Source organism: Limosilactobacillus alvi (assembly GCF_016900115.1).
Lineage (GTDB): Bacteria > Bacillota > Bacilli > Lactobacillales > Lactobacillaceae > Limosilactobacillus > Limosilactobacillus alvi.
Genome location: NZ_JACJJQ010000007.1, coordinates 41,690 through 67,356, shown reverse-complemented (window position 1 = coordinate 67,356; position 25,667 = coordinate 41,690). Strand labels below are relative to the sequence as shown.

Annotated in this window: 17 protein-coding genes and 3 pseudogenes; 12 read left to right on the top strand and 8 right to left on the bottom strand. The window is 43.6% G+C overall.

Annotation, left to right across the window (positions count from 1 at the left end; all coding sequences use genetic code 11):
- The first annotated feature begins 204 nt into the window (after positions 1-204).
- Complete coding sequence (locus tag H5993_RS02580) at positions 205-1,365, top strand: GGDEF domain-containing protein (protein ID WP_204776093.1); 1,161 nt, start codon at positions 205-207, stop codon at positions 1,363-1,365.
- A gap of 882 nt (positions 1,366-2,247) precedes the next feature.
- Positions 2,248-3,468 (top strand): chloride channel protein, encoded by a 1,221-nt coding sequence (locus H5993_RS02575; RefSeq protein ID WP_204776092.1) that lies wholly within the window; start codon positions 2,248-2,250, stop codon positions 3,466-3,468.
- Between the two features lie 114 nt (positions 3,469-3,582).
- Here the strand turns inward: H5993_RS02575 and H5993_RS02570 are convergent, their stop codons facing one another.
- Positions 3,583-4,020: a hypothetical protein gene (locus H5993_RS02570; protein WP_239457949.1), complete on the bottom strand. Its 438-nt coding sequence runs from the start codon at positions 4,018-4,020 to the stop codon at positions 3,583-3,585.
- A gap of 3 nt (positions 4,021-4,023) precedes the next feature.
- Positions 4,024-4,149, bottom strand: a pseudogene (locus tag H5993_RS09690) (TetR/AcrR family transcriptional regulator); the annotation flags it as partial.
- 261 nt (positions 4,150-4,410) lie between these two features.
- On the opposite strand from H5993_RS09690, the gene H5993_RS02565 reads away from it, so the two are divergent.
- Positions 4,411-5,628, top strand: a complete 1,218-nt coding sequence (locus tag H5993_RS02565; protein ID WP_428980925.1) for a YhgE/Pip domain-containing protein — start codon at positions 4,411-4,413, stop codon at positions 5,626-5,628.
- Positions 5,629-5,651: 23 nt separating this feature from the next.
- Positions 5,652-6,197, top strand: a complete 546-nt coding sequence (locus tag H5993_RS02560; RefSeq protein ID WP_204776090.1) for a TetR/AcrR family transcriptional regulator — start codon at positions 5,652-5,654, stop codon at positions 6,195-6,197.
- A gap of 157 nt (positions 6,198-6,354) precedes the next feature.
- Here the strand turns inward: H5993_RS02560 and H5993_RS02555 are convergent, their stop codons facing one another.
- Positions 6,355-6,927 (bottom strand): TetR/AcrR family transcriptional regulator, encoded by a 573-nt coding sequence (locus H5993_RS02555; RefSeq protein ID WP_204776089.1) that lies wholly within the window; start codon positions 6,925-6,927, stop codon positions 6,355-6,357.
- 165 nt (positions 6,928-7,092) lie between these two features.
- Here H5993_RS02555 and H5993_RS02550 point away from each other — a divergent pair.
- The 3 genes and pseudogenes from H5993_RS02550 (at position 7,093) to cysK (ending at position 11,284) form a co-directional block, all read left to right on the top strand.
- Positions 7,093-9,084 (top strand): annotated as a pseudogene (locus H5993_RS02550) (ABC transporter ATP-binding protein/permease).
- A 437-nt stretch (positions 9,085-9,521) separates the two neighbouring features.
- On the top strand, positions 9,522-10,346 hold the full coding sequence (locus H5993_RS02545; RefSeq protein WP_204776088.1) for a homoserine O-acetyltransferase/O-succinyltransferase family protein: 825 nt from the start codon (positions 9,522-9,524) through the stop codon (positions 10,344-10,346).
- A 2-nt stretch (positions 10,347-10,348) separates the two neighbouring features.
- The gene (gene cysK / locus H5993_RS02540) at positions 10,349-11,284 is read left to right on the top strand and encodes a cysteine synthase A (RefSeq protein WP_204776087.1); all 936 of its coding nucleotides are present in this window, start codon (positions 10,349-10,351) and stop codon (positions 11,282-11,284) included.
- 39 nt (positions 11,285-11,323) lie between these two features.
- Here the strand turns inward: cysK and H5993_RS02535 are convergent, their stop codons facing one another.
- Entirely contained in the window at positions 11,324-11,788 is a 465-nt protein-coding gene (locus tag H5993_RS02535; protein WP_239457948.1) for a methylated-DNA--[protein]-cysteine S-methyltransferase, read from the bottom strand.
- A gap of 120 nt (positions 11,789-11,908) precedes the next feature.
- Here H5993_RS02535 and H5993_RS02530 point away from each other — a divergent pair, with 120 nt between their 5' ends.
- Positions 11,909-12,079 carry a hypothetical protein gene (locus tag H5993_RS02530; RefSeq protein ID WP_180870197.1) on the top strand — a complete coding sequence of 57 codons (171 nt, stop codon included), beginning with the start codon at positions 11,909-11,911 and terminating at the stop codon, positions 12,077-12,079.
- A gap of 299 nt (positions 12,080-12,378) precedes the next feature.
- On the opposite strand, the gene H5993_RS02525 is transcribed toward H5993_RS02530, so the two are convergent.
- Positions 12,379-14,892 (bottom strand): ATP-binding cassette domain-containing protein, encoded by a 2,514-nt coding sequence (locus tag H5993_RS02525; RefSeq protein WP_204776086.1) that lies wholly within the window; start codon positions 14,890-14,892, stop codon positions 12,379-12,381.
- Between the two features lie 174 nt (positions 14,893-15,066).
- Complete coding sequence (locus H5993_RS02520; RefSeq protein WP_204776085.1) at positions 15,067-17,283, bottom strand: 5'-nucleotidase C-terminal domain-containing protein; 2,217 nt, start codon at positions 17,281-17,283, stop codon at positions 15,067-15,069.
- 408 nt (positions 17,284-17,691) lie between these two features.
- Between H5993_RS02520 and serC the strand changes: the two genes are divergently transcribed.
- The 4 genes from serC (at position 17,692) to H5993_RS02500 (ending at position 21,494) form a co-directional block, all read left to right on the top strand.
- Positions 17,692-18,780 (top strand): 3-phosphoserine/phosphohydroxythreonine transaminase, encoded by a 1,089-nt coding sequence (gene serC, locus H5993_RS02515; protein WP_204776098.1) that lies wholly within the window; start codon positions 17,692-17,694, stop codon positions 18,778-18,780.
- A gap of 1 nt (position 18,781) precedes the next feature.
- On the top strand, positions 18,782-19,969 hold the full coding sequence (locus H5993_RS02510) for a phosphoglycerate dehydrogenase (RefSeq protein ID WP_180870192.1): 1,188 nt from the start codon (positions 18,782-18,784) through the stop codon (positions 19,967-19,969).
- Entirely contained in the window at positions 19,966-20,589 is a 624-nt protein-coding gene (locus H5993_RS02505; protein WP_204776084.1) for a histidine phosphatase family protein, read from the top strand. The genes H5993_RS02510 and H5993_RS02505 overlap by 4 nt, the downstream gene beginning before the upstream one ends.
- 251 nt (positions 20,590-20,840) lie before the next feature.
- Entirely contained in the window at positions 20,841-21,494 is a 654-nt protein-coding gene (locus H5993_RS02500; protein WP_204776083.1) for a DNA alkylation repair protein, read from the top strand.
- A 175-nt stretch (positions 21,495-21,669) separates the two neighbouring features.
- On the opposite strand, the pseudogene H5993_RS02495 reads toward H5993_RS02500, so the two are convergent.
- Both H5993_RS02495 and H5993_RS02490 read right to left on the bottom strand, forming a co-directional pair.
- Positions 21,670-22,954 (bottom strand): annotated as a pseudogene (locus H5993_RS02495) (MFS transporter).
- 693 nt (positions 22,955-23,647) lie between these two features.
- Complete coding sequence (locus H5993_RS02490) at positions 23,648-25,663, bottom strand: beta-galactosidase (protein WP_204776082.1); 2,016 nt, start codon at positions 25,661-25,663, stop codon at positions 23,648-23,650.
- Positions 25,664-25,667: the final 4 nt, after the last annotated feature.

Sequence of the window (25,667 nt, the reverse complement as noted above, 5' to 3'; positions counted from 1 at the left end):
ACCCACGTTGGGCAGCCTAAACTAGACCAATTTAGCCTTAAAAATTCTATCAGTACCAGTTGACGAAGAGCCTTTTTACTTAACGCTTGTTAAAGGATGAACTTATTTTTGGAAACGGCAACACAAATTAATGGGGCTGTGCTAAAATATTTCTTGAATTTGTTAAACCGAGTTAGCTAACCAGGGAAGTAAGAGGGTGAAAGAATGGTTGGCTTTTCCATGATTGTATTAGTTATTCCACTGGTAATTATAACTTTCCAATCCGGAAACTTTACTTTATTTGAACAAACCTTACCAAAATATCAATGGTGGTTACGCTATGCGATAATTATTTTTACATTTTGTATTCAAGAATATGCGGTGGTTTATCTTTCCGGAACAAGTGTTGGGTACCCACTTTATCAGTATTCGATTCCAGTACTCATGTTTTATTTTCATCGCAATTATCCATATGGCGTGATTGCTGGCTTGCTAACACCGGTGGTTATTGCTACTGAATTATTGTTTACCAACCATAATAGTCAGTTTACTTTAACCTTATTAATCCAATTGTTAGCTTTTTATTTAATCGTTTTTGTAATTGGGATGATCAAATGGTGGTCTGGTAGTTTACGACTATTTTTAAAATTACTATTAGCTAATCTGGTAGGAGTAGCGATCCCGTATTGGTCTTATAAAATTGGACTTGATCCAATTACAATTCGGGTAACTCCCTTGTTAGTGATGGAAATGACTGTTGGTACGGTGGTGTTATTTTTATTTAATCGTTTCTTTGTCGATGATGAGATGCGTAATTTAGCATCACAACAAGAAGCCAAATTAGAAAGTCGTGAAGATCTCCTTACCGGATTAGGCAACTATCGCGCACTAATTGATTATACGAGTAGCCAGTTGAAGTCTGATTCAATGGCCGTTATTTGTATTGCCGATATCGATTATTTCAAATCAATTAACGATACCTATGGTCACGAAAACGGAAATTTAGCACTCAGACATTTTGGCCAGTTTCTAGCAGAAGTTTGTCGAGATATTGGTCCGCATGCTCAGGCCTTTCGCTATGGCGGTGAGGAGTTTTGTCTAGTTTTTGGCGACACTGAGCTGCATGAAGTAACGGATTTGTTTGCTAAAATGCACAATCATCCAACTGCTAAGCAAAAATTGACGATCCAGACAAATAAGGATCAAACAATTGACTTGACTTATTCTGCTGGGGTGACTGAATGGCATCCTGGTGAGAATATCAAGGTGGCCTTTGATCGTGCCGATCAAGCACTTTACGAAGCAAAGCGAAATGGACGTGATCAATTGCAAATTTATCATGAAACGGGACGTAAAGCGTCAAAAAAGGTTTCGCAAGTATTATAAACTTTGCATGAGATAGTCTGCGGCGCTACAAAAATTGGAAAAGGAGTCTATCTTGAATTGAAGAGGCCGGGAAGAAACATTAGTTTCTTTCCGGCCTCTTTTTCATCTCCGAATGTTACTCAGTAACTAAGGTCAAAAAGCACGGCCTTAGCGGATAAGTGCGAACGAAAGGTCGATTCTAATGAATCAACCTTCGTCCTTCTTATCCCAACCAGGCCATCAAGGAGCTTTTTTCCCAACCTCGCTTCTGTACCAAAAGTGTATCTCAAAGCAACTTGCATTGGTATTCCGGTTTCGCTGGACCATAATCGAACCCTTGCTTAATTGGGTAACTTGCAATTTTTCCGGATGCTTCTAATATTAAGCTTTGGCATTGCAATCCTGCCTTTTAACTAACTGCTATGTAAATGAAAGTTTGAAATTAGCCTAATGAAAAGCAAAATACTTTAAGGTAAAATAGTTACTTTAAGGTAAGAATTTAATTGGCTGGAACGATTGACAGTAACCAAGATAATAAGTAATGATAATATTAGCGTTGACTAGCTCCTTGCTTGAATCGTGGAAAGTAGCAAGGGGTAATTATTTATCTTCTTACTATTAAAAGGCGACGAACTTTATGACTAATCGCAACAGGCTTGGTTCAGCGCCAAAGTTATCCTACTGTTTCTCTACATGTGGTAAATTCGCTGACGGTTGAAGGAAAAATCAATATCCGGTTTTGCATAACTTAATGTTATGGGGCTGTAAAGCACCGCGAGGCAAAGATTAGGTATATATCGGGCGGGTCAAGATGGAAAATGGGTAACTAAATAAGTTTGAATTTCATAATCGGAGCTAGCTATCGGTTATTATAAGGAATAAATTATTGAGGAGTTAAATTTCATGAAACGACGAGATGGATTGATTTTCTGCTATATTGCTTGTTTATGTTTATTAGTTGGTGGAATAACGGGATTGTATTTGCAGGTAGTCAACTGGTTGCTTGAATTCTGTTGGAAATTTCTACCACAAGTGACCGGGATTAGTGAATCAATTTGGCCCTGGGTTTTCTGCCTGCCAATGGGAATTGTGATTGGTTATTTACAACGGTACTTTGGCCGGTACCCATTAACAATTCAACAAGTATTACAAACGGTTCGGCTAAAAGGCTATTTCGATTATCGGAATTGGAAACGGACCGTTATTTCTGGACTGATAATTTTAGCCGCCGGAGCTAGTGTTGGTCCCGAAGCCAGTGCAACGGGAATTTTAGCAGGAATGATTTACTGGATTGGCTGTCGGTTTAAATTAGCCAAACTCCTGGTAAGCCAAGCTCCTGGAGAAACTTGGCACCGGCAAGTTCGACAAGTGATTAGTCAACGGATTGTAGATCATCAAGTTAAATTAAGGGCGCAACCGATCACGGCATATTTTAAATCCGATTTCCAACGAAAGGTTTGTTATGGGGTTTGGACCTTATTTGGCCTTGCTGGGTTATTAGGTTTCTTTAAATTTTTTCCTCAGGAAGGGGTTATCGGTTTTCATCTAGCCCCCTTAAAATGGCAATGGCAAGGTTGGTATGTTGTACCACTAGCAGTTATCTTTGGGTGGTTATTTGGCTGGTTATTTGTAAAAGTTGGTAAACTTGCTGAAAAATGGTTGGACAAGATCGAGTATCCAATTTTTGAAGGATTAATGGGTGGGGTGCTGTTGGCAACTGGTACCTTGGTAACCAAGGATGTCTTGTTTTCTGGTGAGTTTAGTATCCAAACTTTTGCTCATGATGCGTTGACCATGCCCCTGTCTTATTTAATCATTTTTGCGATCATCAAGACTTTCATGACCAATGTTGGCTTTGCCCTCGGATGGCGAGGGGGAACGATCTTTCCGGCAATTTTTGCTAGTTTATCGGTAGGGGCAGCGGTTGCTCAAGTGGTCGGGTGGATGCCACAGTTGGTGGCTACCATGACGGTTGCGGTTGCTTTAACCGTAATTTTGGAGCGCCCGTTGGTTGTGATTATCTGTCTAGCATTAATTTTTCCCCTGCAATTCATCCCATTTGTTGTGCTAATAAGCTTATTAATTCATTATGGCCTCCAACGTTGGTTATGCTTGCGACCGTAAATTTGAATCAAAACCGTGTGCCTTTAAGGGACCAATCGCCACATTACTAAATAACAGCTACATCCGTAGAAATTGATCAAGCTTGATTTTCACGGTTGTAGCTGTTTTTTTTGATTAAGTATTTTGGTTGCGGAAAATTTCTTGGGCGAGAAGCCGGAGATTTTCATTTAAGAACTTTTCATCAGGCTTGGTTAAAAAAGAATCAGGGTAAGTTACTTTTAATGTGGCCTGGCCAAATAGGATGGTAAAGAAATTTTGGAGGTGAATTTGTTGCTTGGCTTTCTCAGACGGGGTCGTAAGGTGGTACTGGGTCATTATCTTCTCAAAAACTAATTGGTTAAAAAGTTCGGGGGCTTGCCGAATAGCCTGATTTAGGTTGGCATTAGCATATGATTCGCGAATACCAAGGAGAAATAATGCTCGATGAGTATCGACGTAATTTAAGTAGCCCTTTGCGGCTCTTAGTAAATCTGCAATTGGATCACCAGATATCTGAAATTGATTAATTACGGTTATTAAATCTGTTTGATTTTGTTCTAGTAAGCGATTCAATAAATCTTCTTTCGTAGCAAAATGGCGAAAGAGGGTACTTTCATTAATTTGAGCGACCGCAGCGATTTTTTTAGTAGTAGTACCAAAATAGCCATTATTAATGATTAATTGTTGAAAAGCGGCTAGGATCCTTTGGTCAGTTGGTACTTTCTTTGCGATAAAGTTCAGCCTCCCTTATTAAAGATAGTTTTAATTTACCACTTTTGACTAAAAGGTTGCAAGTGTTTACTTGTATTTTTTGCAAGCAAGCACTTGCTTTTATTTTTTAAAAGGAGTAAATTACAAATACTATAAAGAGAAGGGAAGACAAACGATTATGAAATTCAAGAATTTTTTCTTTAGTCGGGGAACTGGAATAGCAACTTTAGTCGCGATCCTTTTGGTTCGCTTATTTTTTGGATTTATTTCAGTGGCTATCATGGGATGCCTAATAATACAAACAAACTCCCGATTACGATTGTTAATCAAGATTCTAAAAGCCATGCGCTACAGCACCAAATTAAAGCTAGTTTGCAGGATAATTTTGATACGATAAAAACAACCGCAAACCTAAAGAAAGCTAAGCAACAATTAAATCGCCGGGAAACTTATTTGGTAATTGATATTCCAGCGAATTTTAGTCGCCAGGTACAGGCTAATCAAAAAGCCCAATTACACTTTTATATCAATGAAGCTAACCAAACGTCGGTTGTTTCGGGAATGCGAACCGTTGCTAGAACGGTAGGTAATAACATTCAACAAAAGGTTATTATTAAGAAAGGGCAAGCTATTTTAGCGGCTAGTGCGGTTAAGAAGCTAAATCAACAAGTCGCGACGGCAAAGGCTCAATTACAAGCCCAAGTTGACCAAGCCGAAACCCCACAAATGGCGAAGCAAATTGCTCAAACTGGTCAAGCCAAGATTGCTCAAACTGCTAAAGTGGGTCAGGCTAAGATTAATCAATCGGTTAGTCAAGCTTACCAAGGAGTTGCAAATGGAGTGCAAATTAAGATGCACTACACGAATCCAGTCAAAGAAGGATTAAATTATTCACTGGCACCATTTTTTGCCAACCTTGCGCTTTATCTAGGTTCAATGTTGGGGGCGACGATTCTTTATGGCACTTATGCTAAATTTGCGCCAACAATTGGTCGGTGGCGAGCTTTTTTGGCTCTGCAATTAACCTTTGCAATAATCGCCATTATTATTGGGGGACTTTACACTGGTTATCTGCGATTGATGCTTGGGGGAATTAAGGGGACTGCTATTAATCTTTGGCTTAATGCTGGCCTCTTATTATTTGCCGGTTACGACCTGAACTTAGTGATGTTATTACTTTTTGGTCAAGCGGGAACGATCGTCAATATCTTTTTCACGATGCTTCAGGTAGTCGCTTGCGCTGGAATGTTACCCGTTGTAACACTTAACACTTTCTTCCAAGCTATCCACTATCTTTCCCCAATGTTTTATGCTACAAGCCTTAATTTTAACCTGTTTTATGGTGGGGCTGGAATGGCCAACCTCTTTAGTCAGTTTACGATTCTAATCCTCGGTCTAATTATCCTGAATACGTTCATTGTTAGTTTTCGAAAGCGTCAATTTTTATTAGATATGAATAAGCTGATTTAATTGACTTTGATGGAGGAAGAGGAATGAAGACGAAGACCATCCGAAACTTTGAACTTGCGCTGATCGTCATATTAGAACGGGAGTCTTTTAAGAGAATTACCGTTGATCAGATTTGTCGTAAGGCGTCGTTACACCGGAGTACTTTTTATCACTATTTTCGGGATAAATTTGATTTATTGGAGCAAACGTTAAAACATTGGTTTTTCAGTTTGGTTGCAAATGCCAAAAATGAAAATGAGCTAATTACAACCATGGTTAATTCAATTGCCCGGCATCAAGAGTTTTATAATCACTTAAATGTAGATCATGATTATTCCTTAGATACTGAAATATTAAAGATAAGCAGCAAAGTTTTGTTAGACCTAAGAAAAAGTGGGCCAAGTGATGGGTTACTAGTACAAGTATTACGAGCAAGTTCTCAACCGCAATTAATTACGTATGCGATTAGTGGTAGTTTGATGGGAACCCTACATTGGTGGCAAGAAAACTTGTGTTTCTCCCCACCCTCAACTATCGATATAATAATACTCTTAAAGTTACGGTTGATATTTTGCGAACCCAAAAATTAATTCCAGTCCAACTAGGATCATATCAAGAGGGACACAAAGTTAGACGCTACTGCTCCGCTGATTATTCCAATTATAAAAAAGCCAATTGCAGTCCCATAAGAGAGCTAAGCACTTAGCATGACTTTTGCTCTTTAATGTGCATGAGCTAAGGTAACTTTTATTTCCCAACTAATCCGTAAAAAACAATTTCGGCCACTTCAGGAGCGATTGCCTCAAACTGTTCCATCGTTAAAGTCATCCGATTTTTGAGGATTGCTGATAGCAAAAAAGTAACAGCAGCATCGGAAACGGTTGTTTTAATTGCTCCTTCGCTTTTACCTTGTTGGATGATGATTGAGCAAAGATGCTTTATAGCATTATTAAAAGTAATCTGCATTTTAGGATTATGTTCAATAATTTCTTCGATTTCGGTTAGCGAGTGAATATATTTTTGATCTAATAGGGTCCGATCTTCACTAATCATGGTTAGCCGGTGACGGAAGGAGCCATTGGTTTTATTCGTAACATAGGATATTAATTTTTGGAAGATATCCGTGATAATTTTCTCTATCACTTGATCTTCAAGTTCTTGTTTGTCAGTAAAGTACTTGTACATCGTGACGTAAGAAATTTTGGACTTCTTACTGACATCCCGGACACTGGTCGCTTTAAAACCATTAGTTAACATTAACTCGCTAGCAGCTTCTAAAATTTTTTGGCGAGTTTGGGCTTTGCGGGCTTCGCGTTTCATCGCGCCACCTCCTTAATTTTATCTTACCAGCAAAAGTTAAACTTTCCAACAAATTGTTTAACTTTTATTGACAAGAAAAATAAAACCGGCTATACTCAGAAACATTAAACAAAAAGATTAAATGTTTAACTTAAATATTTAATCTTTTGAAAGGAGATTGTTATCATGGCCTTTTTAGCATTAAAAAATATCCGTAAGTCATACTATCTTGGAAAAGAAGAATTTCCGGTTTTAATGGGAATTAATTTAAAATTTGAATTAGGTGAGTTTGTTTCCATTCTTGGTGAATCCGGGGGTGGCAAGTCAACGCTCATGAATATTATCGGGGGCCTGGACCGAAATTTTAGTGGGGAAGTAATTGTCGATGGTAAAAAGCTTGATCATCGACAGGAAAGAACGCTTGACAATTATCGGCGTGACACGATTGGCTACATTTACCAATCCTATAATTTAATTAACCACTTAACGGTTTTGGATAACGTTAAGTTAGCATTAGATATGACCACCATGACTGCCCAAGAGAAGACGCAACGGGCTGAAACCTTGCTGGATCAAGTCGGCTTACTAGACCAAAAGGGTAAATACCCAAACCAATTATCTGGTGGCCAAAAACAACGGGTAGCCATTGCGCGGGCACTTTCGAATGATCCGAGGGTGATTATTGCCGATGAACCAACTGGGGCCTTGGATTCACAAAACACGGAAGAAGTTTTACAAATTCTCAACCAAATCGCGGCGCAGGGACGGCTGGTAATTGCGGTAACTCACTCCCAACACGCGGCTTAAGCGGGGACACGAATTGTTCATTTAGCGGATGGAAAGATTGACGGTGATGAACGGTTAAAGCCAGCTTATCAGATTGACAAGGTGGTTTCGCCGATCAAACCGCAACAACTTTCCTGGATAAATAGTTTGAAAGATGCTTACAAGCACTTTAAGTATCATAAAGGACGGAACGCTTTAATTATTGCGGGAACCGCGATTGGCCTCTTTTCAGTTATTCTCTTTAGTGGCCTGGGGACCGGAGTTAATAAGTACGTTGATAATCAAGTTAACAGCTTAGTTAACCCAACTGCTATTACTGTTACCCGCCATGTTAAAACTAGCGGTAATCAGCAACAGCAGCAACAACAGCAACAGCAATCACTCCTTTCAGCTGCTAGTGGGGGGAGTACCAGCAAACCTTTTACCAATAAGGATGTACAAAAAATAAAAAAAGTTGCCGGGGTAAAATCGGTTCAAAAACTTTATATTGAACCTAATGTTAGTTTTAAGTATCAAGGGAAAACGGCAACGGCTAGTTCCGTTTACAGTTGGACCAAAGCTTCCACTAAGGGGTCGATTAAAAAAGGACATGCTCCTAAGATGGGGGAAGTGGTGTTAGAAAAGGGTACCGTAGCCAAGCAATTAAAGAGTAAGGATTATCAAAAGTTACTTGGCAAGACCGTAACAATAACTTTTGCCGCTAAGAAGGCAAATGGTCAAGCAACCACGGTCCACTTTAAGGCTAAGGTAGCTGGCTTTACTGATAACAGCAAGTCGCCAATGAACTATGTTAATGCCAAAACGTTAACGAAGGCTTTGCAACAAGCTGATGTAACGCCGAATGCAAGTATGTTAGCAGTTAATGCGACATCGATGAATAACTCGAAGCAGGTAGCAAAGCGAATTAGTAAGCTTAAAGTTAATGGCACTAAACAATATTCAGCCGTGGCAATTTCGGGGATGATTTCGCAAGTTCAAACTTACGTTACTTTGATTTCCCGGGTTCTCCAAGGAATTGCGGCCATTTCATTACTAGTATCGGCCTTAATGATTATTGTAACGATGTACATGTCAGTGGCTGAACGGACCCGTGAGATTGGTATTTTGCGGGCGCTTGGTGAATCGAAACGCGATGTTCGGAACCTCTTTATTTCCGAGTCCTTAATCATTGGGACGTTCTCAGCGATTGTGGCCACCATCGTTGCCCTGCTTGGTGAGTGGGGAGCAAATGCTGCTTTGTCAAGGGTTGCGAACTTCAGCTTTGTACAAATTTCAGTAAGTAATATAATTGTTGTTTTTATTATTGCGCTTGTTATTTCATTGTTGGCAGCTTACTTACCAGCCCGGCATGCGGCTAGATTAAACCCAATTGATGCTTTATCAGCTGACTAAGAAAATTAGGCAGTGGATATGGTGTGAGACCGGAATTCCTGCATAATGTTCGAAAATATGAGCGAGGGAAGAGGCCGGAAAGAAACGCGCGTTTCTTTCCGGCCTTTCTTGCATCTCCGAATGTTACTCAGTAACTAAGGTCAAAGCAGTAGCTGAATGGCAGTTGCTTCCCTAACGATCGCACCAACCGATGCAGCCTTGCATGGGCTCACAAACGCCAAACTAGTTGACTGGTTCGCTCCAAATCACGGCCTTAGCGGATAAGTGCGAACGAAAGGCCGATGCTAATGAAGCAACCTTCGTTCTGCTTATCCCAACCAGGCCGTCAAGGAGCTTTTTTCCCAACCTCTCTCCACTTTTTAATAAGTTTATGACTAACTAATTGTAAGCAATATTAAGATCAGGTATAATACCCTATTAACGGAGGAGGTGATCTGGTGGCGCAAGAGCCATTCCACATTGGAATTCTCAATTTAATGCATGACAAGCAGGCAACCCAGGACCGGTTTGAAGCGGTCTTAAAGGCAACTAATTATCCAGTGAAGGTAGATTTTTTCTATCCCACTAGTCATTACCAAGGCCGGTCAGTACCAGAATTGGTTCGTTCGATTTCGCAACCTTTGACCTTGACAAACTTAGCTCGCTTCGACGGTTTTATTATTACCGGGGCACCGATTGAAAAATTGGCTTTTTCGGCGGTCCAGTATTGGCAAGAGGTGCAAGCGCTGATGGATGAGTTAGACCGGTTAGCAATTCCCCAACTCTATGTATGCTGGGGCGCAATGGCAGCTTTAAACCACTTTTATGGGATTGAAAAACGACCATTACCGGTAAAGTATTTCGGCGTGTTTGCTAATCAAATTATTAACCCAACCCCATTGTTAACGGGCTTGCCGTCCCCTTTTTGGGCCCCACACGCTCGCTATGCGGAGATGGATTGGCATCAGCTGCAAACAGTTTCGACCATCAAGATCAATGCTAGTTCGGCGGATGGCTTGTTACTGTTACTGACCAATCAACAACGCCGACAAGCTTTTCTTTTCGCTCATTTAGAGTATGAACGAGAGGCTTTACTAGTGGAATACCAACGTGAAGTGGCGGCGCATCCAGAAAACCACTACCGCCAACCACTTAATTATTTCCGTCATCCTGCTTTAATGCGGGGACCGCAATTTAAGTGGCAAATCACGCAACATGTTTTCTTTTTAAACTGGCTGCACCAACTAGATGCTTACCGTCATCAAACTGAAGTGGAGGAATAACTATGAAACAAATCGTTAACTCAGTAACTGAATTAATTGGTCAAACTCCCATTTTAAAGTTAAACCACGTTGTTCCTGCAGGAGCAGCGGATGTTTATGTAAAACTAGAATTTTTTAATCCTGCTGGTTCTGTTAAGGATCGTATCGCTTTAGCGATGATTGAGCAGGCAGAACAAACTGGTCAATTACAGCCAGGAGGGACAATTGTTGAACCAACTTCGGGAAATACGGGGATTGGGTTAGCAATGGTAGCCGCTGCCAAGGGCTATCACCTTGTAATTGTAATGCCTGAAACTATGAGTGTTGAACGGCGGAAGTTAATGCAAGGCTATGGCGCTGAATTAATCCTCACCCCGGGGGCCGATGGAATGCAAGGTTCGATTGCTAAGGCTGAAGAATTAGTTAAAACTAAGGGTTACTTCATGCCAATGCAATTTGAGAATCCAGCTAATCCAGCAATTCATGCCACAACTACTGGTCAAGAGATCATCACGGCTTTTGGTCAGGACAACTTACCAGCAGCCTTTGTTGCTGGGGTCGGGACTGGTGGAACCTTAACTGGGGTTGGTAAGGCCTTAAAGGCGGCTAACAGTCAGGTTAAGGTTTACGCTTTGGAACCAGCCGAATCGCCCCTTCTAAAGGAAGGAAAATCTGGCAAGCACAAGATTCAAGGGATTTCGGCTGGCTTTATTCCCGCTACGTTAGATCAAAATGTTTATGACGGGATTGTGGAAGTATCCAGTGATGATGCGATTGCAACTGCCCAAAAAGTTGCTCGCTTAGAGGGCTTTTTACCCGGGATTTCGGCTGGGGCAAATATCCACGGGGCGATTGAGCTGGCGAAGCAATTTGGCGCAGGCAAAAAAGTCATTACTTTAGCTCCTGATGGCGGGGATCGCTACCTTTCCACGGACTTATTTAAGTTTGAGGAAAAGTAAACGTGCTGATCACGATGCACTAAAGCGTGCCTTCTAATTTTAAGAGGGCCCTAGTCCCCCAGCGTAGCCGGTTAAGCTCCCATCACTTCCAATTACCCGGTGACAAGGAATCACCAGTAGAATCTCATTATGGCCAACGGCGTTACCGATTGCCCGGGCGAGTTTCTTGTTTGCATGTCCATTTTGAATTATCGTTGATAGTTCTTGGTAAGTAACGGTCTCCCCAGCTGGAATTTGCATGAGCGCCTGGTAAACTTGCTGACGAAAGGTAGTTAGCGGTTTGGCGATGTTTAGTTGTTTAGGGGATGGCTTTTCCCTGGCAAAGTAGGCTTTGAGCCAAGTAATTGTTAAGGCGCCTTGTTTGGTCATCCCGGTTGCAATTGAGGACAAGTCATAGTGACCGCCAAAATATTTTTGGTCGTTAAACCAAAGGCCATAAAGCGTTTGATCATCAGCCAAAATTGTCATTTCACCGAGGGGCGAGCGGTAAGAAGTAAGTTTCATCATAGAACTCCTGTAAAAGCGATTTATTGCGAAGCATTGGGGTGTGAACTACTCGGCCATAAATGACCGAGTAGTTCACGTGTTAATTTAACCTTAAATACAAACAAAGCTTTTTTTTAAATGCAAGAAGAAACAGTTTCAGGAGAAGTATTACAAAATGTGCTCGGTAAAATTGAAAATACTCAGGCTTATAAAGCGGGAAACCGGGCGCAGTTTAGTCCGGTAAACCTTCAATTTGATCCAACTTCGCCCTTAGCTGGAAAGAAGATTGCTTTTCTTGGTCCTCGGTAACTTATGGCTTTGTCTCCCGTGGAGTATCTTTTGTTGACTACTTAGCGGCAAAAGATGGGGTGGTCGTAACTAAGTCCGCGATTTCTAAAACCACGCTTGCTGGCCAAGAAAGGGCAGGTTACTTAAGTCGACTCCCCAGAGATTTTAGTCAAGAGGATAAGGGCGACCTTTTTACTTTATCGTTTTCACCCACCAAACTAAGGCTTGGGCCATTAACTTTTGCTGGGTGGATCACTAATCGTGGCTTGGAGATCACCTTTTGGAGCCAGAATTACCGTGTTTACCTGCCGTGAATGGTTTTATTCATTTCCGTACCGCGCCCAGTATTCCGCAAGGTACTTAGTCGTTAAAGTTGTTGGCTGTTGAATTAGCTCGCTTGGACGGCCGGAGGCAACGATCTTACCACCCTTACTTCCACCACGGGGCCCGAGGTCGAGTAGGTAGTCGGCGTTAGCAATCAAATTTAGGTCGTGGGTAATGGTGATGATTGTTGCTCCCCGGTCCAAGAGTTCTTGCATCACATGGACTAAGGTTTTAACGTCTTCGGGGTGCAGGCCAATCGTTGGTTCATCAAAGACAAAGAGGGTCGTGGCTTGATTATGATTAAGGTGCTTAACCAGTTTTAACCGTTGAGCTTCCCCACCCGAAAGGCTTGGGGTGCTTTCACCTAGGTGAAGATAATCCAGGCCGACTTCTTGGAGCAGGGTTAATTCTGCTTCAATCTGAGGAACGGCTTTAAAGACGTCTAAGGCTGCTTTAACGTCTAGCTTTAGGAGGTCAACAATTGAATAACCATGCCATTTAACAGCTTGGATGGCTTGGTTATACCGATCACCGTGGCAGGTTGGGCAAACTTGTTGCATATCCGGTAAGAATTGGATATCTAAAGTGACCATCCCCGCCCCGCCACAGGTCGGACACGCGCCTTGTTTATTATTGTAAGAAAAGTAACTGGCCGTATAGTGCTTTTCTTTTGCTAAAGCTTGCTTAGCAAATAATTTCCGCAGATGATCCATGATGCTAGTATAAGTGGCCACGGTTGAGCGAAGCGTCTTTCCAATTGGGGCCGCATCAACACTCACGACGTGTTTTAAGGGCGATTGCAAGTGCGTTAAACTGGCAGGTAAAGCTTGGTGGTGACCTTGGGCTTGAATCCCAGCGACCAGATTATCCAAGATCAAACTAGTTTTACCGGCCCCCGAGAAGCCAGTCACTGCCGTTAGTTGATTGACTGGGAGGTGGGCGTGAACGGCTTTAAGGTTATAGTAATTTTGAACGGTGAAGTCGATCGTCTTGTCAGCTGGTTGGCGAGTCGTTGACCGGGCCAGGAGCTTGGCTTGGCCATTGAGGTAGGGCGCAATGCGGGAATTGGCTTGGCCGATGATGGTTTGAGGGGTTCCTTGGGCAATTACCTGGCCGCCCGCTTCCCCCGATCCCGGGCCAATTTCAATAATCCAGTCAGCGGCCTTAATGATATCAACATTGTGATCAACGACCACCAGGGAGTTTCCTTGGGCTACTAATTCGTGAAAGACACTGAGCAGTCCCGTTATGTTATCCGGATGAAGACCAATCGAAGGTTCATCCAAAATGTAAAGCACCCCGGTCGTCGCTGTCCGCAGTGTCCGCGCTAATTGGATCCGTTGAAGTTCCCCAGTAGAGAGGGTATTCCCATTGCGCGACAAGGTAAGGTAGTCGAGTCCTAACTCTAATAGTGGCCGTAAGTCATCGTTAAATTCTTTGAAGAGGTTATTTGCTAGGGTCACCATATTGGCCGGTAAACTAGCTAAAACTTGCTTTTGCCACTGGGGGAGGGCGCCTAAGGTGAGGTCACTAACTTCCGCAATGTTCAAGCCCCCAGCCAGTTGGGTGAGTAATTCGGGGCGCAGACGGGTCCCATGACAAACTGGACAGGTGGAATAGTGGAAGAATTCGCTAATCCGCTTTTGGGCCCGTTCACTTTTACTGGACTTAGCGGAAGCCAAAACCGCTTGGTGGGCATTTTCGTACAAAGCGTTGAAATCGTGGAAAACCCGCCCGGTACTAGAGCGAAAATCAAGTTGATACTTCTTTTCCGGTCCATTTAAGACAAAATCTTTTTCCTTGGACGTTAATTCGCGGTAGGGGACGTTAATCCGAACGCCAGCCGCTTCGGCGACTGTCGGCATAAAGTTTCGCCCCGGGAGGTGCCAAGAAGCCACCGCCCCTTCGGCCAAGGTTAGGTTTTCATTTAAAATTAATTTACTTTCATCCAAATCCCGAACTTTCCCCGTTCCGTGGCAATTTGGGCAAGCTCCATCGGCATTAAAGGCAAAATCTTCGGCAGAAAACGCCATAAATTTAGTGCCACATTCCGGACAGGTAATTTGGCCCATGGCCGCGCCACTTTGACTCATTGCGTGGGCAATTTCTAGACTTGGCTTGATCCGGTGCCCGTTTGGACAGACAGGGGTTCCTAAGCGCGAAAAGATCAAGCGGATCATATTGAAAATTTCACTCATGGTCCCCACCGTTGCCCGTTCAGAGGGGATTTGGGGCCGTTGTTTTAGCGCGAGCGCAGCGGGAATATGCTTTACGCTAGTAACGTCTGCTTGAGCCCCTAACTTAATTCGCCGGCGGGTGTATGTTGATAGGGCTTCAAGGTACCGACGCGAACCCTCTTCGTATAAGATTCCCATTGCCAGTGAACTTTTCCCAGAACCTGACAATCCGGTGATTGCCACAAATTGATGGAGGGGAATATCAAGATCAACGTTTTTTAAGTTGTGGACTTTTGCTCCCCGGACTTCAATTTTGGTTGGTAACTTTTGCATTGCGAACTCCCTTCTTTAAACCTTAATGATATCTATATTATAAGCAGAAGTTATTGGGAGGTAAATTTACCGGAAATGGATTTAGGTTTAAGGTAAGAATTTTGATCAAGAGTCGGGGAAAACAGTAAAAAAGCGCCTAACCGATCTGGCTAGCCGCTTAATGATTAAACTTAATTAACCTACTTGCCGTTTAATACTTAATCCCAGCATTGAAAGTAAGCTTACACCAACGAGAGCGAGGATTCCGCGATTGCTTTGGTTACCTGTTTGTGGAAGTTGCTTTTGCTGGCTTTCCTTTTGGTTGTTAGTCCGAGCCACGCTAGAAGCAATCGTTACTTGACTAGTCGTCTTGGCTTGCTCAAGGTGTGACTTGGTACCGCCTTCTGTATTTTCAGCAATAATTTCTTGTTGTTCAGGTGTTGTTTGTGTTTGGTCAGTGATATTTCCTTGAGTGGAAGGGTCTGTTTCTGCCTGTTCAGCCACTTGGGCATTAGTGAGGTAAACTTTTCGGTCTAATGCCGGTGTCTTGATTGGAGTTCCGGCTTTCGTCATTGAAGTAATGTAGTCGATGAAAGCTTCTGTGTCTTGACCAACGATCCCGACTAATTCCGTATCCTTAAAAGCTGAGAAACCATCCCCGCCGCCAGCTAAGAAATCGTTAATGACCACGTTATAAGATTGGTCATCGTTAATCGGCGTACCATCTGCTTTGTACATCTTAACTACCCGGTATGGTTGGTTAGTATCGTCTTGATCAGTGTAGGTGTACTTTAAGCCGGCAATTTGAAGATAGAATTTTTGATTCTCATCGTATTGTTGGTTTAAGGCCTGACGAATTTGCGCCCCGGTCATTTTAACGACTCGGAGAATGTTACCAAAGGGTTGGACGGCTTGGGCTGCTCCCCAGGTAATCGACTTATCTGGGTTAACCACGATATCAGCCCGAACCCCACCAGTATTGGTCATGGCAAAGTCAGCAGGAAGGCCGGCTTTCTTGGCTTCGTATAATTGACCATCAACTACAATCTCACCAGCCCCGTTTTCCATTGTCTTGGAATTGTTTAAACGACCAGTGATAGTTTGGTTAGTGGCGGCTTCCCCAATCTTTTTGTTGATAATGGTGGCCACCCGGGAGTTGGCATCTTCGACAATTGCTTGAACTTTTGGATCAGCTTTAGTCGTTGGATCATCAGTTTCGGAAAGTACCGGGTAAACGTGGGCAACCAAACTGTCGGAGATAAAATCGTTTGTGGCCGGATCAAGATAACCAATGATGTCGTCGTAAGCTTTCCCAGTGTAAATAGCCTGAACTAAGTGCGTTTGCCCAACGGTAGCATTAGCGTATTGATGAGAATGAGCAGCTAAATAAACGTCGACCGAGTTATTTGGATCGAGTTGGTTTACCTTTTGTAAAATATCAACCGCATCCCCCTTAGTTTCACCATTAGAAGATGCTACGGCGGTGTGAGCTAAGACTACAATCGCGTTAACTCCTTGGTTGCGGAGAATTTTTGCATATTTTACAATCGTTTCCGCTTCATCTAAAATATCATAATCTTTATGGTTATCGTACAGAGTGAGGATCGGAAGGGAAGTAGTTTCAATTCCAATAAAACCAACCTTTACGACTTGATTATCACTCGTATGAATTTCCTTAATTAAGTATGGTTGAAGCCCAAAAGGAACTTCACCGGTCGTTTTATCGACCACGTTAGCCGTAATAATGGAAATCCCACTTGGGGTGTGAGGATAAGCCATTTCGGCTTCGTTGTATTCCTTGGTTGGCGCTTGACCATTAACAATTCGTAAAAATTCTGGTAGCCCTTCATCAAACTCATGGTTACCAAGTGTTCCAATCGCTATTCCCATTGCTGAGAGGGCGTGCATGGTGGATTCATCTTGCAACAGCGCTGAGTTAGCTGGTGAGGCTCCGACAATATCACCAGCCTCAACCCGAATCGTGGTCCCAGTTGGGTTGGCCTGTTTAAAGTCATTTTCAGCCGCATTTAGGTAGGCTGCTAGTCGCGCTGCTGTCCCAGTATTTTGATAAGTTTTACCATCAATTTGCGCTTTTCCTCCAAGTTCTAAGCCCCCATGGAAATCATTAATTCCCAAAATTTGGATGGGGACTTTACCTTGATAATCCGCTGGATTGGCCCAATCAGTAGTTTCACTCGGCTTAGCTGCTTGATCATGATTGGTAACTACAGTCACGGGATCAGTTGACTGAGCACTAGCAGTAGTTACCGTTGAAGTGGTAACTGTAGTTGGCTGGTTAGTGGCTGTTGACGCAATCGGTTGCGTATCTGCCTTGGCTGGATTAGCGAAGAGCGCTAGACCAACTAAGGCTGAGCCATAGAGTAAGATGGTTCGTGATTTTACGTTCGTCATAAGGAACCTCCAAAATATGAACTTAGCAGTTATCAACTACTAAAATATAGCAGATAAATAAAGCGCTTACAATAAATTTTGAAGAAAAAATGCTTAGAATATGAGATTATTGTGATAAATACTGATTAAACGTAAGTTAATGGTTAAATAAAAGTAAGTCAAATAAATAATTGACAATTCTCAACAGATAAATTAAAATTTGATTAATGAATTTCACAGATGACTCAAAGAAAGGAAGAATGATGATGGCTAATCAACAACGACAATTTAATCAATCTTCCCGGTCTTCAGCTTAGCTGGAGGCTGTCATTTGAGTTGGCCTCCAAGCAAAGTGGGGGCAAAAAAACAAGTCCTCACTGCGGTGGGGGCTTTTTCTTTTTCTTACCACGACGAAAGGAGTAATTTATGATGACGATTTATAACTTTGCAGCGGGGCCGGCAACTTTACCGGACCAAGTTTTAGCGCAAGTGCAAGCTGAGCTAACCAATTATCAGGGGACCGGGTTAAGTATTTTAGAGATTTCGCATCGCTCCGTGCAGTTTACCACTTTGCTTGCCCAGGCCAAACAACTATTACTCCAATTAATGAACTTAACGGAAAGGGAATATGAGGTGCTCTTCTTACAAGGTGGGGCCACCCTCCAATTTACGATGGTGCCCTTAAACCTGGCCAATAAATTTCACCGGGTAGCCTTCGTCAATTCAGGTCACTGGGCCGAACGGGCAATGGCTGAAGCTAAGTTAATCCCGGACTTAGCAGTTGAAGAAATTGCTACCAGTGCACCCCAATTTAATCATTTTCCCACCGTTGAGTTTACCGGCCCAGCCCAATATGACTATCTGCACTTAACAACCAACAATACGATTTTTGGAACCAGTCTTAAGCAGCTTCCTGCGGCTAATTTACCGTTAGTTGGCGACCTCTCTTCCAATTTTTTAGCCCAGGATTATCCCTTTGATCACTTTGATTTAATCTACGCGGGAGCGCAAAAAAACCTTGCTCCAGCCGGCTTAACCGTAGTGGTCGTTAAAAAGTCCTTACTATCCCAAATGCCAACTGCTTTACCAGCAATGTTGAGTTATCGAAAATTAGCCGCTAAGGATTCGACTCTCAATACACCACCAGTTTTCCAAATCTACGTCGCAAAGCTAGTCTTGGAATGGTTAGTAAGCCAAGGGGGCGTGAGCGCGATGGAAGCCATTAATCGGCAAAAAGCCCAGTTAATCTATGAGGTAATTGATCAAACTAATTTTTATCACAATCCGGTTCGGCCAGCCGATCGTTCGCTTACGAATATTCCGTTTACCACTGGGAACTCAGCGCTAGATCAAACCTTTATCACTACTGCTGAGCAAGCCGGCCTCAAAAATTTAAAGGGTCATCGTTTGACCGGAGGAATGCGGGCCAGCCTCTATAACGCTATGCCGTTGGCAGGAGCCGTTGCCCTGCGGGACTTCATGTTGCAATTTGCGAAGGATCATGCGGAGGAAAAGTAATATGTACCAAATTAAAACTTTCAACGCCATCTCACCAGTTGGCTTAGCGACCTTTACGGCGGAATACCAAATTAACCAAAAAGATGCCCAGCCCGATGCCTATTTAATTCGCTCAGTTGACCTGCATGAGCATGATTTTCCACGGTCTCTCAAGGCGATTGGCCGTTGTGGTGCAGGCTATAATAATATCCCACTTGAACGGGCAAGTGAACAGGGGATTGCCGTTTTTAATACCCCCGGTGGTAATGCTAACGCCGTTAAGGAGTTAGTTTTAGCAATGATGATCTTAGCAAACCGCCAAGTTATCGCCGCCGCCAATTGGACTAACCAGGTTCAACCGGGCGCCGATATTACTTTAGAAGCTGCCAAAAGCCAATTTAACGGGCAAGAATTACTTGGGAAACGGTTAGCGGTGATTGGCCTGGGGCATGTTGGGTCATTGGTTGCCAATGCCGCCGTTAATTTAGGAATGGAAGTTATTGGTTATGACCCTTATCTTTCGGCCGATGCGGCTTGGCAATTGTCGCGGGAAATCCACCGGGCCCCAAGTTTAGCCGCAGTGGTTGACCAAGCTGATTTCATTACCGTCCATGTTCCCAAAAATGAGGAGACAACGGGGATGATTGATCAGGAGTTGATCAGCCAATTTAAGCCGACCGCCGTCCTGTTAAATTTTGCGCGTCACGGGATTGTGGACAACCAAGCAGTGATTGACGCTTTAAACACCAAGCGACTACGCTGGTATTCGACTGATTTTAGTGACGCTTTAATTCACGGCCATCCTCGAGTCACGATCTTACCTCACTTAGGCGGATCGACGGTTGAAGCCGAAGCTAATTGCGCCCGGATGGCCGCCAAAGCGGTGATGACCTACTTAACAACGGGGAACCTGATCAACAGTGTTAATTTACCAGCCCTCCAAACCCCCTTCGCCAGCCCAGAGCGGATTACTTTAATTCATCGGAATATCCCAAACATGTTAGGGCAGATCTCAAGTTTAATTGCCCAACATCAAATTAACATTGAAAACCTAGCTAACCGAGCGAAAGCTGACTTTGCCTATACGATTGTCGATGTCAGCGATTTTGCTAATCCGGATCAACAAGCCGCTTTAATTCAAGAACTTGCCCAAATTCCAGCCGTTAGTCGGGTTCGTTTAATTCACCAACCAAGAGGAGGAAACAAATGACTGAACTTTTAATTGTCCGCCACGGGCAAACTAGCTTAAATGTCAAAGGTATCAAGCAGGGGACGATCAATACTCCCGCAACCTATTTATCACCCGTCGGGAAGCAACAGGCGCAAATTCTCGCCGAAAAACTTGAGCTTAGCCAAACCAAGCAGCTGTTTGTCTCCCCCCTAACCCGGGCTCGGGAAACGGCCGCAATCTTGAATCAAGCTGCCCAATTACCAATTAAAATTGATGATCGCTTAAAAGAAATTTCTTATGGCGACTGGGACGGTCAGCTAAACCAGGAGTTGGAAGCCAAGTATCCCGAGCACTTTTATCACCGCATCCACGATGTCCGGCCATCATACGCTCAAGTTGCCCACGGTGAAAGCTTTACAGCCGTCCAAAGGCGGGTAGCAGCGTTTACCAATGACGTGGTTAGTGAATTTCCAACGGCCCAACTTTTAATTGTTGCCCACGGCTTTACGGTGCGTTCCTTTGCAGCTAATGTTGTCGGTTGCCAAGGGTTAGAAATTCTCGAACCCGCTAATTGTAGCGTAACTAAAATCGTGATTGATCCCCAGAACTGCGAGCAACACCTGGTTTACTATAATCGTTTGGCAGTTCCGGAGTTTTAGGCTTGTTAGGCGGACTAGCCAACTGGTTTAGCGTTGGTGAACCTCCAAGAGCAAACCGGATGGCGCCACTGCCAAGGGGATTAATTTATAATCAAGGTCACCAAGCAAGGTTGAATTGGTAAATCTTGGCTGCGTCTTAGAAAAACTCACCCCCAAGTGATGACGTGATGGATAGCAAAGCTGGTTAGTTGGATTGCCAATTAACCAGCTTTTTAGTATGCTGAAAGAAATTTTACTAACGAGGAAAATCCATGTACCTAGAAATCAAAGCTAAGTTTGAAGCCCTGGCGAATCCTGATCACGCGGTCCCGATGGCTAAATATATGCGGAATCAATTTAAATTTTATGGCATTAAGGCCCAACCGCGAAAAGCCGCGGAAAAAGAATTAATTAGGCAAGCCAAGCAGGCAAAAGTAATTAACTGGCAAAGTTTAGCCCAAATTTGGGATGATCCCCACCGGGAAATGCAGTACTTTGTGGCTGATTATTTGGTGGGGATGGCCCGCTTTTTGACCTATGAAGACCTTCCGCAAATGAAAAAATTCGTGACAACTAAACAATGGTGGGACACCATCGATACTTTGGTGAAGGTCTACGGGAAAGTTGGCCTTCAAGATGACCGGGTGGACAACTTAATGCTAACTTGGTCGACGGCTGCCGATTTTTGGCTTCGACGGGTGGCAATTGAATATCAATTATTACGGAAAACCAAAACGAAAACGGATCTTTTAGCAACCATTCTGGAGAATAACCTCGGGAGTGATGAATTCTTTATCAACAAAGCGATTGGTTGGGCGCTGCGAGATTATTCCAAAACCAATCCGGCCTGGGTCCAAGCATTTATTGAGAATCAGCAAGCCGGTTTGAGTCAATTGTCGATCCGGGAAGGCAGTAAGTATTTATAAGTAGGAGCGAGCGGCCTCTTTTGCATCTCCGAATGTTACTCAGTAACTAAGGTCAAAAAGCACGGCCTTAGTGGATAAGTGCGAACGAAAGGCCGATTCTAATGAATCAACCTTCGTTCTTCTTATCCCAACCAGGCCGTCAAGGAGCTTTTTTCCCAACCTCAGTCGCTTTAAGTTACTTGTGAAGATCTTCATCGAGAGTTGAAGAATACTTCCGTAAAAGGAAAATGTAGCAGAGTAAAGAAATAAACGCGGTAGCGGAAACGTACCAGTAGAAGGCGGCTTCGTGGCCGATGGAGCGGAGCCCTAAAGCAACATAGCTTACGGTTCCCCCAAAAAATGGCGACGGTTAAGCCATATGGTAAGCCCACTCCCAAAGCGCGGATTTCACTCGGAAAGAGTTCGGCCTTGACGATGGCATTGATTGAGGTATAGCCGGAGACAATTACCACCCCTAGCGTCATTAAAGTAAAGGCGGCCCAGGCGTTGGTAACCTTAGATAAGACCGTAAATAGTGGAACGGTAGCGACGGTTCCGCCAACTCCGAAGAAGATTAGGAGTGGTCGGCGACCAATCTTATCCGAGAGGCCCCCAAAGAGTGGTTGGAGACAAATCATAATCAGGAGCGCGCCAAAGTTGATGAAGGTAACCACGTTTTTCGGTAAGCCCACCGTGTTAATCATATATTGTTGTAAATAAGTGGTGTAGGTATAAAAGGAAATTGTTCCGCCGAGGGTTAAACAAACCACGATGAAAACTTGTTTAGGATAATGCATCAGTAAGCGGAAAGTCCCGGCACGTTTATTTTGGCGGTTGGCCTTAAATTGGGTGGATTCATCCATCGTTAACCGGAGCCAAAGGACCACTAGAGCCCCGACGGCTCCAATAGCGAAGGGAATCCGCCACCTAAAGGCGGTAATTTGGGCATCAGTTAGGTTGTGTTGGAGCCCAATTTGGACGAGTAAAGCAAAAAGTTGACCGGCAATTAAGGTGACATATTGGAAAGAAGAATAAAAGCCCCGTTTGCCTTGAACTGCCATTTCCGCCATGTAAGCGGCTGAAGTTCCGTATTCACCACCCAAGGATAATCCTTGGACGAGCCGGGTAACCACCAAGATAATTGGTGACCAGATGCCAATTTGCGCATAGGTGGGAACTAGGGCAATCACTAAGGAGCCGAACGCCATGATCATGACCGAAACGGTGAGGGCTGTTCGCCGGCCATGCCGATCCGCTAAGCGCCCCATGATAAATGATCCAAGGGGCCGCATTAAGAAACCAATTGCAAAGACACCAGCGGTTGAAAGTAATTGTGCGGTCTGGTCACCAGCCGGGAAAAAGGCGGCCGAGAAGTAAATGGCAAAGGCCGCGTAAACGTACCAGTCAAACCATTCAATCATGTTTCCAAGCGAACCCTTAATGATATTAATGGCAATGCGCCGTTCACTCATCGGTTCCATGGTCATCACTAACTTTGGTTGTCGAATTGTTGCTTGCATGTAACTAACCCCCTTCGGTGAAATTCAAGTATGGGGCTATCATACGCGCTCAATAAGGATTAGTTAAGTTTATTCTAATTTTTCTCTAATGTTTAAGTTTACCAGGCTACCTAACTAAAATGTCGTGATTATCTACGTTCTTAGTTTAAATTAATTAAGTATCGTTTTGAAGTTAAGCTAGTTTAGTACCACTGATATTTAATAAAATTAATTTGCGGAAGCTAAAGGCAAAAGTGGATAGAAAAAACTTCGTAGTAGCCGGTGTAAGAAGTTAATAAACTGGTTATTTTCGATGTGGGAAAGTGGCTGGTTATTAAGCTTCATCATCCCAAATGGCATTAAAAATTACGGTAACAGATTGAATATTAATTGGCCTTTTTGAATTGCTTGCGTTTTTAGCTCGTGCTCCACAACCTACTATGAACCTTCAAGTAACGAGGCCACCATCAAAATCGCAAATATGCGTCTTATTTTTTGGCATTCTGTTGCAACCTTACTTGCCAAAATTATCAATTTAAAATCACGACTCTCTAGTTGATAAATAACGAAAAAAACTAAACAGGAGCTGTCACCTATAGATTTGGGGTGATAGCTCCTGTTATTAATGGGAGGTTTACTGTCCTTAATTGGTATTTGCATTCTAATTTACGGTATTTATTTGGAGGTTAGAACAGCAACTTCCCATGGTTGCATTTCTACTGTTGGCGTTTGCTTGGTGATCAAGTCATAGTAGCCCTTGGTGAATTCAACCGGTAAGGCTTGGACTTCATTTGAGAGGTTTAAGATGAAGGTTAATTTTTCACCGTCCGCTGTAATCCGCTGGGTAACTTCAACCTTGGTTGGTTTAGTAGTTAATCCATGAATCTGGGCTTCCAGTAAGACTTGATCCATGACAGTACTGAGACTTCTTGAATCAAGGCGAGTACCGACGTACCAAGCCAAGCCTTTACCGAATTGATTCTTAGTAATTGCTGGAGTACCAGCGTAGAATTCACTAGCGTATTGACCAATGACCTGGGCTCCTTGGGGATGAATGATGTCAGCTAAGAGGGATCCATTGAGGTTTTGACCAGCAAGATCAACCTTAACGCCTTGGTGTGGCGGGAAAGCGTCACTTTCTTCAACCCAAATCCCTAGCAGGTCCTTCAATGGACCAGGGTAGCCACCGAGGTAAACGTTGTCGTTTTCATCGACCATCCCTGCCATCATCGTTGTCAAGAAGTGACCGCCAGCTTTAACATATTGCTTCAGCCGGGCGGCTACTCCTGGTTTTAATAGGTAGAGGTATGGTGCGATAACCAGGGAATATTGGCTAAGATCATCATCGGTGCCGACAATATCAACCGGAATGTTTCGATCGTAAAGTTGTTGGTAATAATCCATCATCAAGGCCATGTAGTCGAGATCTTGGGTGATGCCAGCAACGTATTCCAGGGCCCAGTAGTTACTCCAATCAAAAAGCATAGCAACTTTGGCATGGTTCATACTTCCCTGTACCGTGGGCCCAATTTGTTTGAGAGTCTGGCCAAGTTTTTGAACTTCTTTGAAGGCTCGCGTGTCAGTCCGCCCACTGTGGCTAATGACAGCCCCATGGAACTTTTCAGAGCCTCCGACTGCTTGTTTTAATTGAAAGAACTGAACGGTGTCCGCTCCGTGGGCAACTGCTTGGAGCTCCGTTGCCGCCATTTGTCCCGGTCGTTTGAGGGGGCTATATGGTTGCCAGTTGACCTGACTTGGCGTTGATTCCATCAACATAAATGGCTGGTGCTTAAGGCTTCGCATCAAATCGTATAAAAAGGCGGGCCGAGAAGTTGGCATATCATAAGCTGGGTAAGAATCATAGGAAACAATATCTTGATCTTTTGCCCAAGCTTGGTAGTCAATCAACTTGTTTGGCGTACTGTGGAAGTTGGTCAAGATTGGGGTTTGGTGATCGTATTTTTCAATGATTGTCTTTTCCATCTTGTATTCGTCCAACATCATTTCCGATTGGAAACGAAGGTAGTCTAGTGACAAGCCAGCGACAATGGTATTGCTTCCTTCAGGACCCCAGGCATCCCCAAGCTCATTTGGCACAACGATTTCGTTCCAGTCAAAGATTTGGTGACTCCAAACGGTGTTGTTCCAAGCCTTATTCAAGGCTTCTAAAGTGCCATAACGATCTTTAAGCCATTTCCGAAAGCTAGCTTGGCATTGGTCGCAGTAACAAGTGCCCCCGTATTCATTATTGATGTGCCAAGCTACGATGTGGCGATTACCAACATAGTGGGCAGCAAGGTGATCAACGAGATCACTGGCTAAACGTCGAAAGGTTGGTGAAGTTGGACAGAAGTTATGGCGTTGACCAAACTTGTGCCGCCGTCCTTGGTAGTCGACCCGAGCGATATCCGGATATTTTTTGACCATCCAAGCGGGCATGGCAGCCGTTGAAGTCCCCATCACGATCTTAAATTCGGCGGCACTGAGTTCAGTGACAATTTGGTCAAGCTGGCTAAAGTCATATACTCCTTCAGCAGGATTTAGTGCAGCCCAGGAAAAGACGTTGATGGTGGCGGAGTTAATGGCGGCTTGTTTGAAAACCTCAATATCGTGGTGCCAGGTATCGGCAGGCCATTGGTCGGGGTTGTAGTCTCCACCATATAAGAAGGTTGGTAGATTGCGTTTGAACATATTA